At 72.3% G+C, this 12,056-nt stretch carries 11 protein-coding genes; 6 read left to right on the plus strand and 5 right to left on the minus strand.

Translation table 11 applies throughout. The features are described 5' to 3' along the window. Both ACFY1T_RS35415 and ACFY1T_RS35420 read right to left on the minus strand, forming a co-directional pair. Positions 1 to 686: substrate-binding domain-containing protein (locus ACFY1T_RS35415; RefSeq protein ID WP_390791849.1), on the minus strand; the 686-nt coding region annotated here is incomplete at its 3' end. Between the two features lie 272 nt (positions 687 to 958). After that, positions 959 to 1,570, minus strand: coding sequence for a GNAT family N-acetyltransferase (locus ACFY1T_RS35420; protein ID WP_390791850.1), 612 nt, complete (start codon positions 1,568 to 1,570; stop codon positions 959 to 961). 145 nt (positions 1,571 to 1,715) lie between these two features. On the opposite strand from ACFY1T_RS35420, the gene ACFY1T_RS35425 reads away from it, so the two are divergent. Genes ACFY1T_RS35425 through ACFY1T_RS35435 form a run of 3 tightly spaced genes read left to right on the plus strand, consistent with a single transcriptional unit; the run spans position 1,716 to position 4,204 of the window. Then, positions 1,716 to 2,582: a class II aldolase/adducin family protein gene (locus ACFY1T_RS35425; RefSeq protein ID WP_390791851.1), complete on the plus strand. Its 867-nt coding sequence runs from the start codon at positions 1,716 to 1,718 to the stop codon at positions 2,580 to 2,582. 12 nt (positions 2,583 to 2,594) lie between these two features. Further along, complete coding sequence (locus tag ACFY1T_RS35430; protein WP_390791852.1) at positions 2,595 to 3,332, plus strand: TetR/AcrR family transcriptional regulator C-terminal domain-containing protein; 738 nt, start codon at positions 2,595 to 2,597, stop codon at positions 3,330 to 3,332. After that, positions 3,329 to 4,204: an alpha/beta fold hydrolase gene (locus tag ACFY1T_RS35435; protein ID WP_390791853.1), complete on the plus strand. Its 876-nt coding sequence runs from the start codon at positions 3,329 to 3,331 to the stop codon at positions 4,202 to 4,204. The genes ACFY1T_RS35430 and ACFY1T_RS35435 overlap by 4 nt, the downstream gene beginning before the upstream one ends. Before the next feature lie 43 nt (positions 4,205 to 4,247). On the opposite strand, the gene ACFY1T_RS35440 is transcribed toward ACFY1T_RS35435, so the two are convergent. Continuing rightward, complete coding sequence (locus ACFY1T_RS35440; RefSeq protein WP_390791854.1) at positions 4,248 to 5,822, minus strand: serine/threonine-protein kinase; 1,575 nt, start codon at positions 5,820 to 5,822, stop codon at positions 4,248 to 4,250. Between the two features lie 134 nt (positions 5,823 to 5,956). After that, positions 5,957 to 8,524 carry a discoidin domain-containing protein gene (locus ACFY1T_RS35445; protein ID WP_390791855.1) on the minus strand — a complete coding sequence of 856 codons (2,568 nt, stop codon included), beginning with the start codon at positions 8,522 to 8,524 and terminating at the stop codon, positions 5,957 to 5,959. 284 nt (positions 8,525 to 8,808) lie between these two features. On the opposite strand from ACFY1T_RS35445, the gene ACFY1T_RS35450 reads away from it, so the two are divergent. From ACFY1T_RS35450 to ACFY1T_RS35460, 3 genes are all read left to right on the plus strand, one after another. Beyond that, the gene (locus ACFY1T_RS35450) at positions 8,809 to 9,624 is read left to right on the plus strand and encodes a hypothetical protein (protein ID WP_390791856.1); all 816 of its coding nucleotides are present in this window, start codon (positions 8,809 to 8,811) and stop codon (positions 9,622 to 9,624) included. Beyond that, entirely contained in the window at positions 9,621 to 10,310 is a 690-nt protein-coding gene (locus ACFY1T_RS35455; RefSeq protein WP_390791857.1) for a class F sortase, read from the plus strand. Before ACFY1T_RS35450 ends, ACFY1T_RS35455 begins: the two co-directional genes overlap by 4 nt. Before the next feature lie 98 nt (positions 10,311 to 10,408). Beyond that, positions 10,409 to 11,206 (plus strand): hypothetical protein, encoded by a 798-nt coding sequence (locus ACFY1T_RS35460; protein ID WP_390791858.1) that lies wholly within the window; start codon positions 10,409 to 10,411, stop codon positions 11,204 to 11,206. 59 nt (positions 11,207 to 11,265) lie between these two features. On the opposite strand, the gene ACFY1T_RS35465 is transcribed toward ACFY1T_RS35460, so the two are convergent. After that, the gene (locus ACFY1T_RS35465) at positions 11,266 to 11,967 is read right to left on the minus strand and encodes a class I SAM-dependent methyltransferase (protein ID WP_390791859.1); all 702 of its coding nucleotides are present in this window, start codon (positions 11,965 to 11,967) and stop codon (positions 11,266 to 11,268) included. Between the last annotated feature and the right edge of the window lie 89 nt (positions 11,968 to 12,056).

Below are 12,056 nucleotides of genomic sequence, written 5' to 3' on the forward strand. Positions count from 1 at the left end.
TTGCCCAGCGCGGAGATGGCGCCCGCCATGTTGCTGTTGGCGTTCTCCGGCTTCCACTCCTTGGTGTCGTACTCCTTGCCGATGGTCACCTTGCCGTCGAGGACGAAATGCGCACCGGTCTTGAAGCCCTTGGCGTTCGGGTCGGTGAGCGAGCCGTTCATCATGACGATCTGGCCGGATCCGGCCTTGTCGCCGAGCGCCTCCAGCAGGGCCTTGGCCTGGACCTTGCCGACGTCCTCGTTGTCGAAGGAGGTGTACGCGTCGATCGGGCCCTCGGCGAGGCGGTCGTAGGCAATGACCGGAATATGGGCGTCCTTGGCCTTCTTGACCGCACCGGCAATGGCCTTCGCGTCCACCGCGTCGATGATGAGGACATTCACCTTGCGGGCGATCATCTCGTCGACCTGGGCGTTCTGAGCGGCCGCATCCTGCTTGGCATTGGCGTAGACCACTTCGCCCTTGTTACGCGTGAATTTGGCGATTTCCTTCTCGATCAGCGGCTTGTCGAACTTCTCGTAGCGCGCCGTCTGGTCCTCCGGGAGCAGGAGGCCGACCTTGATGGCCTCACCCTTGGCGGAACCGCCGGATCCCGCGCCGGCGCCTTCCGTACTGCCGCAGGCGGCGAGCGAGACGGATGCCGCGGCAGCGGTGACGACAACGACGACCCGACCGAGATGCGTGTTCACGACGTAAACCTCCCTGAGCAGGCCGTGTCCATGCGGCCGAGGTAGACGCAGTCAACTCGGCGCCGACACCTCCGTCAAGAAGTGAACTATTAACGAGATGGCAACGTTGCCATCACGCTCCGCTTTGACGCAATTCGGTGATTGCCCTGCTTTTCCACATAATTTTCACTGCCCTGAGGCTTCAAGTCATGAAGAGGAAAGAGCGGCCGAAGACCCGGCATTCCGAAGAGGCGCCGCGTGCGGTCCGGCGGCGCCTCCCGTCGTGGAGGTCCTCAGACGCCGGCGGGTCGCGGAGCCGGCTCGCGGCGCATGGGCCAGAGCGTCGGGCCGCCGCCCGGGAGTTGGACCTCGCCGAGCGCGGTGAAGCCGAAGTGCTCGTAGAAGGGGAGGTTGGCCGGCTTGGAGGATTCCAGGTAGACGGGCAGACCCGCCGCGTCGGCCTTCGCGAGGCCCGATCGCAGGAGGGCGGCCCCGTGGCCCTCGCCCCGGGCGGCGGGATCCGCGCCGATCACGGCCAGGTACCAGTGCGGCTCCTGGGGCCCCTCCCCGGCGGCGGCCTCGGCGGCCTGCCGGAACAGCGGGGCACGGTCGCCCAGGATCTCCGAGAGCTCCCCGATGGTCCCGGCGTCGGGAACGGCCTTGCCCTGCGCGCCCGGCGGAACCCAGAAGGCGGCCGCCGCTCCGGTGCGCTCGCAGACGCCGTGGTGCGCGTACTGCCGGGTGAAGATCGTGCTGAAGTACCGGCCCAGACCCGCCGCGCGCGCGGCCTCGCCGGGGAAGAACCAGCGCATCATCGGGTCGTCGTCGAAGGCGAGGGCCAGGATGCGGCCGATCGATGACGCATCGTCAATCGTCGCCGTTTTCGGCGTGTTTGGTATCGACATACGGGTCATTCTGCACCCGATGATCTTGAGCGCCCGAGCCGGGGTGCCCGGGTGCCGGGGTGTCCTCAGGCCCGGACCCTTGCGCAATGCGTCCAGTGGACGCAATATATGCGTCCACTGGACGCATCATCGAGTGAGGCGGGGCATGGACCCTATGACGGGCACCCACGGAAACGACGAGACGGATCTGGACGCCGGAGCGGGGAAGGACGGGAACGCGTGGCGCGGCAGCGCCTTCGTCCCCCGTCAGGAGAACCTCGAGCTGCCGCTGCCCCCCACGTTCACCGACCCCGGGCAGGAGCGCGAGCACCGCAAGCAGCGGCTCGCCGGGGCCTGCCGCGTCTTCGGCCGCCTCGGCTTCTCCGAAGGGGTCGCGGGACACATCACCGTGCGGGACCCGGAGTACACCGACATGTTCTGGGTCAACCCGTTCGGCATGTCCTTCCGGCACGTCCGCGTCAGCGACCTGATCCTCGTCGACCACGAAGGGCAGGTCCGCCACGGCAGGCGCCCCGTCAACCGGGCGGGATTCGTGATCCACTCCGCGATCCACGCAGCCCGTCCCGACGTGGTCGCCGCCTGCCACGCCCACGCCGTCCACGGCAAGGCCTTCTCCAGCCTCGGACGCCCGCTGGACCCGATCACCCAGGACGCGTGCGCCGTGTACGAACAGCACGCCGTGCACCGGGACGGGGCGGGTGCCGTGGTGGTCGAGGAGGAGGCCGGCCGGCAGCTCGCCGCGGGACTCGGGCCGCACAAGGCCGTCATCCATCAGAACCACGGCATCTTCACCGTCGGCGAATCGGTCGACGAGGCGGCCTGGTGGTTCATCTCCATGGAGCGCAGCGCCCAGGCGCAGCTGCTGGCCGAGGCCGCGGGGACCCCGCACCTGATCGACCCCGAGTCCGCCCGGTACACCCGGGACCAGACCGGGTTCCCGCTCGCGGGGTGGTTCTCCTTCCAGCCCCTGTGGGACGAGATCGTCCGCACGGAACCCGACCTCTTCGAGTAGGCTCCGCCACCCATGACGCTCCAGCACGAAACCGATCCGGCCTCCGCGAAGGCCGGGTCACCCTCCTGGTGGCAGGCCCGGTACGCCGAACGCGACCGGCGCAGGCCGCGCCAGGGCGGGCTGACGCTCGACCGGATCACTGCGGGCGCGCTCGAACTCGCCGACGAGGAGGGCCTGGAGGCGCTCACGATGCGCCGGCTCGGCGAGCGACTCCAGGTCCGCCACACCTCCCTCTACCGCCACGTCGCGAGCCGGGAGGAGCTCCTGATCGAGACGGTCGACCACATGCTGGGCGAGATCCGGCTGCCGGAACTGCGCGGGGACTGGCGGGCCGGGATCGAGCGGGGGGCGCTGGAGTTCCGCCGGGTCCTCGCGGCGCACCCGGCGGTCGTCCCGCTGCTGACCGCCGGGCAGTTGCTCGGCCCCAACGCCCTGAGGGCCCGTGAGCACGCCCTGGGGCAGCTCCTCGCCCACGGGTGGGAGCCGCGGTCGGCCGTCCACGTCTACCTCACGGTCACCCACTTCGTGATCGGCGCCGCCGTGCTCGACTCCGGCGGCGCCGCCCGGACCGCCGGACAGCGCGCCGCGATGACCGAGTTGTTCGGCTCCCTCTCCCCGCTCACCCACCCGTCCGTCCACCGTCATGCCGAGCTGCTCAACTCCCCCGATGCCGAGGCGGAGTTCGAGTTCGGCCTGCGGACCCTGCTGTACGGGCTGGACCACCGGCACTCCGAGGAGGCCCGCGCATGAGCGGCGAGCGCGCCCTGCCACCGCTGCACCGTTGGACCGAAGGCGGCACTACGCCGCGGATCGGCGGGCACCGCGTCTTCGTACGCCAGGACGGGCCGCCGCAGGGCCCGCCCGTCACCCTCGTCCACGGGTTTCCTACCTCCTCCCACGACTGGGCCGCCGTGGTGCCGGTGCTCGCCGCGGCCGGTTTGCGGGTGACCACGCTCGACCTGCTCGGTTTCGGGGAGAGCGACAAGCCCCGGCGCCACCGCTATTCGGTGCTCGACCAGGCCTCGCTCGTCGAGGAGGTCTGGCGGCGGTACGGGATCGGCGCCACGGCCGTGGTCGCGCACGACTACGGGGTGAGCGTCGGTCAGGAGCTGCTGGCCCGCGCCCCGGCCCGGATCACCCGCATGGCCTGGCTCAACGGCGGCCTCTACCCCGATCTGCACCGCCCCGTACCGATCCAGCGCCTGCTGCACGGCCCCCTCGGCCCGCTCGTGGCGCCGTTCACCACCGAACGCCGCTTCGGGGCGACCCTGCGCGCCGTGCTGGGCCGACCCGTCCATGACGGGGACCTGCACGACCTGTGGGTGTCGGCCTCCCGCGCCGACGGCCACCGCCTCGCCCCGCGCCTGCTGCGCTACATCGACGAGCGACGTGTGCACCAGCTCCGTTGGGTCGCGGCGCTGGAGGGCTTCGCCGGGCCCACGCAGTTCGTGTGGGGGCCCGCCGATCCGATCAGCGGCGCCCACGTACTGGACCGGATCCGGGCGCGCATGCCGGACGCCCGCGTCGTCGAGCTGACGGGCCCGCCGGCCGTCGGGCACTACCCCCAGCTGGAGGACCCGGAGTCGGTGGCGGCGGCCCTGGTCGGGTTCCTGGCGCCCTGAGGCGCCCGGCGCGAACCGGCCGGAGCAAGCGGAGCAACCTGATTCAGGGGTTGCGGGCCAGCGCCGCCGGGGCTCCGGCCGACTGGGCGCCTTCGGATTCGAGCGTCAGCCGGTCCGCGGACTCCATGGTCAGCACGTAGAGGTTGCCCTGGGGGCAGTCGAACGAGGCCTCCCGGTCGGTCGGGTGGCTGGTCACCGCCGCGAAGACCACGGTGCTCCCCTTGATCTGCTGGAGTTTGAGGGCTTCCGTGCAGCCCAGGTCCCGACCGGAGCGGGCCTCCTTGACGGTGCTGACCTGCTTGCCCACGATCTCGCCCGCCGACCCGGCGTTCAGCGTGACCGTCACCGTGAACTCACCCGTCTTCGCCCGGGTGATCCCGTCCGCGTTCGGAGTCCCGGGTCCCACGCCGGACCACGTTCCGGCCCAGGCCTGCGGCAACGCGCCGGCGGACGAGGACCCGGCGTTCGACGCCGAGGCGGACGCGGACGGCGGGGGCGAGGCGGCGGAGCCGCCTCCGCGGCCTTCGTCACCGCCGTTCAAGAGCACGATCGCGAGCGCGGCGGCGCCGACGGCCCCGGCCGTCGCCAGGAGCCGCGGGGAGACCGATCTGGCCCCCGTCCCCGTGCCGCTCCCCGGGGGAACCGGTGCGAACGGCGGTGGCGGGGGAACCGGCACCGCGGCCCTCCCCGCCGTGGCGCCGGCCGGCGGCTGCGATGCGCTCAGCAGCCCCCGGAGCTCGCTCTGGCGGCGGCCGGCCTCCGCGACCAGGGCCTGCGGCGCGGCCGCGCTCCACTCCTCCTCCGCCGCCTCGCCGAGCCGTGCCCGTACCTCCTCGGCCGTGGGCCGCTCGGCCGGGTCCTTGGCCAGGCACTCCCGCACCAGGGCCAGAAGGGATTGCGGCACACCGTCCAGCACGGGCTCGTCGTGGACGATCCGGTACAGCAGGGCCGGCAGCGACAGCTCCTCGCCGCCCGTCAGGAAGGGGCTGCGGCCGGTCGCCGCGTACACGAGGACCGCGGCCAGCGAGAACACGTCGGCCGGCGCCTGCGCCACCGCACCGGTCGCCTGCTCCGGCGCGAGGAAGCCGGGCGTGCCGATGACCGCACCCGTCTGCGTGTGACGGGGGTCGCGTACGGCGCGGGCGATGCCGAAGTCGATGAGGAAGGGCCGCTCGGTGCCGAGCAGTACGTTCGCCGGTTTGATGTCGCGGTGTACGACCCCCACCGCCCGTACGCTCACCAGCGCGGCCGACAGCTCCCGGGCCAGGCACCACACGGCCGGTTCCGGCAGCGGCCCGTACGCGCGCACCCAGTCGCCGAGGGACGGCGCGGCGACGTACTCCGTCGCCAGCCACTGCGGCAGCACCCCGGGCGGGCTGTAGTCCACCACCGAGACGGTCCACGGGCTGCGGACGCGGTCGTTGGTGCGTATCTCGCGGGCGAACCGCTCCGCGAAGTCCGGCTCCAGGCTCAGCTCCCGGTGCACGGTCTTGAGGGCCAGCGGCCGCCCGGACGGGGTCCGGGCCAGGAAGACCTCGCCCATTCCGCCCTCGCCGAGCCGCGCCAGCAGGCGGTACCCGCCGATCTCCGGCAGGTCACCAGGCCTCAATGACTCCACGGACTCCCCCGTCCCCCACGAACGTCATGCCGGTCCGCGGCGAGCGGACCGTCCGGTGGGTCAACTTATCCGACGGGCGTGCACCGCGAGCGGTGCCCGGTCGGCCCGGCGGCCGCCGGGCGCCGCTCGCGGGATCAGGAGACCGTGACGAACTTCGCGATGCTCGGGACGCCTTGGGCGTCGAGGGCGAAGAGCATGTAGTTCCCCGGCAGGACCACACCCGTGTCCGCCGGTATGGACACCGTGTACGCGCCTGTTCCGGTGGCCGTGGAGGCGAGCGGGACCCGCCGCTGGTCGTTGTCCGTGGAGTGGGTGGCGGCCGCGGCCCGCATCAGGACGAACGACGCCACCGGGGCCTGGGTGGCGACCGTGAGCGTGGTGCCGGGGGCCGCCTTGGAGGGCACTCCCCCCGTGATGACGGGACGCGGCTTGGGCGATCCGTCCGCCTCCAGCAGGTACGGCGGGGTGAAGACGGCCCCGTCGGCGTGGTTGGTCGCGCAGTCGCCGCACAGGCCGCCGCCGCCCGAGAAGATCCGCCCGTCCGGCAGCAGGTTGGCCACGCTGTGGTAGTTGCGCGGGATGGCCATGGTGGCGAGCGGGGTGAAGCGGCCGGTCGCCGGGTCCCACAGTTCGGGGGCCAGCACCGAGGTGGCGTCGCTGAAGGGCACCGGATAGGCCTGTCCGCCGAAGACGGCCACCTTGCCGTCGGGCAGGACCACGCTGTTGCCGAAGGCGCGGGCGTGCTCCATGTCCCCGGTGCGGGCGGCCTGTACCGCCTGGCCGCCCGAGATGCCCACGGTGTACGCGCGCTGCGTGGCCGGGGTCTTCTCGTACGCGGGCGAGCCGCCCAGGGTGAGCAGTTTGCCGATGTCGTACGCGACGGCGTTGCCGGTCATGGCGTCCTGGCTGTCGCCGCGGGTGCCGGCGGGGGTGATGCCGCCCTGGCCGCTGGTGGAGATCCAGTTCATCTGCCTGCTCGGGCCCAGCTGCAGTACCTTTCCGCCCGAAGTGGCGTACAGCCACATGTGGTTGTCGGCCCGGTAGGGTCCGGCGGGGTCGGCGGTCAGTGCGGGGGCGGCGGTGACTCCGGGGAGCTTGCGCCACGTACGGGTGTCCGGTGACCAGGCCTCGCCGGCCTTGTCGGTGTTCGCGGTCCCGCTCCAGGACCCGCCGAGGACGAAGGCCTCGCCGGTGGAGAGCAGGGTCATGGCCTGGTAGCCGCGGGCGATGTTCATGCCGGCGGTGGCGGACCATTCGTCCGTGGCCGGGTCGTAGATGCTCGCCTTCTCGGCGTTGGACCCGCCGGTGACCAGTACGCGGCCGTCGGCCAGCATCGCTATGCCGGGACAGAACATGTCGTGTCCGGTGTTGTCGATGCGGCGCTGGGTGACCTTGCCGGTCTTCAGGTCCAGGATCGCGGTCTGGGTGTAGCCGTTGCTTCCGCCGAAGCGGTCGACGGCGTACGCGGACCAGGCGAGCAGTTTGTCGCCGGGCAGCGCCGCGGTGGCGACGGGCACGAGGGGGAAGCCGGTGATCCGGCCCCAGGAGCCGTGGACGGCCGGGCTGGCCGGTCCGCTCAGGCGTATCTCGCCGGCCGATGTCCAGGGTCCGCGGCCGCCGGCCTCCGAGGTCACGGTCAGTCGTACGTAGCGCGCGGTCTCGGTACGGACGAAGGTGGCCGTCTTGACGGTGTCGTCGTCACGCCAGGTGCCCGCGGCGACCGGCGTGCCGAAGGCCGTGCCGTCGGTGCTGGTGGTGATGGTGTAGGCGCCGGCCCGGCCGTTGGCCCCGTCCATGCGGGGGTGGTAGACGAGGGCGGAGACGGCCGTCGTGCGGTGCATGTCGATGGTGATGGCGTGCGGCAGGGGGGCGGGGGTGCCGGACCACCTGCTGTGCCAGATGGTGCTGTTGTCGCCGTCGAGCACGTTGGCCGCGCGGCCGTTCTCGCCGCCGGTCTCCTCGTCGCCGGCGGTCGCCGTCCAGCCGGTCCGGGGCAGGTCCACGGTGGCCGCGGGGGTGCCGGGGTCGCCGAGCAGGTTGATCTCGGCGGCGGAGGTCCAGGGGCCGCGGCCGCCGGCCTCGGTGAGCGCAGTCAGCCGTACGAACCGGGCTCCCTGCGGGGCGAACCCGAGCGTCTTGGCGCTGCCGTCGTCCGCGAGCGTGCCCGTGGCGACGGGGCTCGCCGTGGCCCAGTCCTGTCCGTCCTTGCTGACGCTGATGCCGTACTCGCCGACGCGGCCGTTGGCTCCGTCGGCGCGGGGGAGGTAGATCAGGGCCGAGACGACGGCGGTGCGGTGCATGTCGATGGTGAGGGTGTGCGGCAGGGGGGCGGGGGTGCCGGACCACCTGCTGTGCCAGATGGTGCTGTTGTTGCCGTCGAGCACGTTGGCCGCGCGGCCGTTCTCGCCGCCGGTCTCCTCGTCGCCGGCGGTGGCCGTCCAGCCGGTCCGGTCGAGGACCGGGGCGGTGGGCTCCATGGCGTTGGCGGGCGCGACGCCGTGGTGCGGCGACTGCCGCGCCGTCTGCTGGTCGAACGGGACGGGCGCGGGGCGCGGCCCGGGTGCCCGCCCGGCCGCCGCCGGCCCGCCGACCCCGAGCCACGGCATCAGAGCGATCAGGAGCGAGCCGAGGCCGAAGGCCACGAGCAGGTGGGAGCGGCGCAGGGCACGTGGGAAGGCGAGGAAGCGTCGCCTGTTCTGCAATCTGACCTCCGGGGGTGAACTGGTGCATACCCCACAGAACATAGGTCAGAGCATCGACAACTGATTTGCAATCAAGGTGAGTTGGCGCGAACCGGTGCCCGTCCGCCACAGCCCCGAGCACGGCCGGAGGGGGGTCGCCGCGAACCGCGGAAGATTTTTTCGAAGAGGCACCCATCCAAGGGCCTTGGTGCTCCGAAGAAGCGGCGAGACCCTCTCCGGGGCTCGCTTCACCCCCGTACGATCTGCGGCTCCCTCCTCCCGGGGGCCGCGGAACAGGAGCGAATGTGATTGCCAAGCGCACTGGTCGCCTCGTGGTACTCGCCGCCGGGCCCGCCGCCGTGTTCCTGACCCTCGGGCTCTCCTGCCCGGCTCTCGCCGCGGAGGGCGGGAAGGCGTACCAGATCGACCTCGCGCAGCTCAACGACTCCGGTTCCCGGGGTACGGCCATGCTGAGCATCAAGGGCAACCAGCTGACCGTGCAGATCCAGTCCGAGGGCATGGTGCCCGGGCAGCCCTCCGCGCAGCACCTGCACGGCTCGACCAAGGGGCACGACTTCCAGTGCCCGGACGCGAGTGACGACACCAACCGCGACGGGGTCCTCAGCAACACCGAGGCCACCGTCGACTACGGCGACATCAACATCTCGCTCACCACCAGCGGGGACACCAAGGCGGCCAGCGGTCTCGCCGTGGACCGGATGCCCGTCGCCGACAAGCAGGGCAAGCTCTCGTACAAGCGGACGATCACCGTCGCGCAGGACGTGGTCGACCACATCAAGGACCTGCACATCGTGCAGCACGGCATAGACCGCAACCACAACGGGACGTACGACGTCCAGGGGGCCGGCAAGAGCGAGCTCGACCCGAAGCTGCCCCAGGAGGCGACGGCTCCGACCAACTGCGGCATGGTCATGGGCGCTTCGGTCGGTTCCCTTCCGGTCGGCGGCATCGAGACGGGCGGCGGCGCGCCGCAGAGCGCGACGATGCCGGCCGGGGCGGCGCTCGCCGTATCCGCGGCGGCGGCCGGTGTCGTGCTCCTCGCGCGGCGGCGGATCGCGGCGGCCCGGGTCCTCACGGAGACCGAGGGTGCCGCCGCATGACTCCCAGCCGCATGATTCCCAGCCGGACGACCTCCCCGCGGACCGTGCGCCGCGCCCTGGGCTCCGCCGCCCTCGCCTGCGCCACGCTGCTCCTCGCGGGGTGCGGGGGGCAGGCCCCGGCGGCGCCCCCCGCCCCGGCGGGCAAGGCCGCCGGAAGCGCTCCCGCGGCGGAGCCTTCCGCGAGCGGCCACCACGCGTCGCCGAAGGCCGGGGCGCCGGCGCAGCCCGTCCTGGCCCGGTCGGAGCCGCAGAAGCTCGCCATCCCCTCCCTCGGCCTCTCCAGCACCCTGGAGACGCTGCGCCAGAACACGGACGGCAGCATGGAGACCCCGAAGAACCCCGGCCTCGCGGGCTGGTACGAGCCGGGCCCGACACCCGGCTCCCAGGGCCCGGCCGTGATCGCCGGCCATGTCACGTGGAACGGGTCGGCGGCCGTCTTCGAGAAGCTGAAGACGATGAAGGCCGGTGACACCATCAAGGTGACCCGGAAGGACGACAAGACGGCCACGTTCACGGTGGAGCGCGTGGCGGAGTACCCGAAGGCCGAGTTCCCCACCCTCGAGGTCTACAAGAACCTCGACTACGCGGGCCTGCGCCTGGTCACCTGCGGCGGCGACTTCGACGCGAAGAAGCACTACTACGACAGCAACGTGGTCGTCTTCGCCCGCATGACGAGCAGCACGTGACGACCTGAGGGGTGCGTCAGGGGCGGCCCGCCACGCCGCTCCTGCGCCCCGCCATCTCCCGAATGGCCCCGCCCCCCGCGCCGGCGCACCCTGGATGTGTGAAGACCGAAGGGCCCGCCACGGCCCGCGGTGGCATCGCGGGATTCCTCGAGAATCCCGTCATCGGCATGGCGCCGTGGATCATCTTCTCGCTGCTGGTCGGACCGGGCAGGTTCGAGATCGCGGTCCTGCTCGCCCTGGCGACGACGATCGTGCTGGTCGCGGCCGGCCGGATCGTCAACCGGGGCAGCTCGTGGAAGCTGCTGGAAATCGCCGACCTGGTCTTCTTCGCCATCCTCGCCGTCGTCGGCGTCCTCGCCGGCGACGACACGCGCCGGTGGCTGGAGACGTACGCCGGCGAGGTGTCCAACGTCGCCCTCTTCCTGATCGCCTTCGGCTCCATGGCGTTCCGCATGCCGTTCACCCTGCAGTACGCGCGGGAGCAGGTCGATCCGGAGTACTGGCACCGGCCCACGTTCCTGCGGACGAACTACGTCATCACCGGGGTGTGGGGGCTGGCCTTCCTGGTGGCCGCCCTCGCGGGCGCGTACGGAGACCTGGTGCTGCACAACCCGAACAACATCTGGACCGGGTGGATCATCCAGATCCTGGCCATCGTGGCGGCCCTGCGCTTCACCGACTGGTACCCGGACGTCGCACGTGCCCGGGCCCTGCGCGAGGCGGGTGAGCCCGGCCCGGATCCGCCGGACCTCTCCGGGCTGTTCGTACCCCTGGCCGGGCTGCTGGTGCCGATCGGGATCGCCGTCCTGATCTTCGACGGCAACGTGTGGTGGCTGGGCGTGGCCCTGATCGTCGTCGGAGGCACGCTCACGAAGCGCCTGACCGCACACCGGTGACGGCGCCCTGCCGGGCGGGCTGCCGCACGCAACCGGTGCGGGAGCGCGCCGCCGCCGCATCAGACGTGGGCGATCAGTGCGTACCTCTCGTCGGCGACCGGTCCGCCCCACAACTCGGCGTCACCGCCCAGTGGTTCTACGTGGAGGCGGGAGGCGAGGGGACGGACGGCGGCGGACAGGTCCGCGGCGGTGACGCCGCCGTCCCACGGCAGGGGCCCGGCTCCGGCCACGTACGGCGTGCAGGCCCGTCCGGCCTCCCGCCAGCGGCCCTCGACCAGCACCAGCCGGCCACCCGGTCGCAGCCGGGCGACCCACGCGCGCAGCGAGGCCCCGGGGTCGGGCAGGGTCCACAGCAGGTGGCGGGAGAGCACGACGTCGTACCGCTCCTGCCCGGTCGGCGGGGCGGCGGCGTCGCCGACCAGGAACCGCGCCGCGTGACCCGCGGCGGCGAGCTTCGCCTCGGCCTGCTGCACCATCCGCGGCGCCAGGTCCACGCCGGTGACGCGATGGCCGGCTTCGGCCATCAGCAGCGACAGGGACCCGGTGCCGCAGCCGACGTCGAGCACGTCGGCCGGTGCGCGGGGCAGCCAGGACGACAGGAGCCGGGCCCACCCCGCCCGGGTGCGCTCCCGGCGCAGGCCGTGGTCCGGTTCCTCGTCGAAGACGGCAGCGGCGGCGTCCCAGTACGCGCGGATGGCGGAGGCGGGACCGGCCGGGGGCGGCGGTACGTGGTCAGGAGCGGCATCGGGCACGGCGTTCATCATGCCCGCCGTACGCGGGGTCCGGGGGGCGGAAGATGACCGGATCGCCGGGGTACGGTACGAAGTCCCTCGTGAACGATCAGATCCAG

Origin of the sequence: Streptomyces sp. NPDC001194 (genome assembly GCF_042896985.1) — a bacterium.
Classification (GTDB): Bacteria; Actinomycetota; Actinomycetes; order Streptomycetales; family Streptomycetaceae; genus Streptomyces.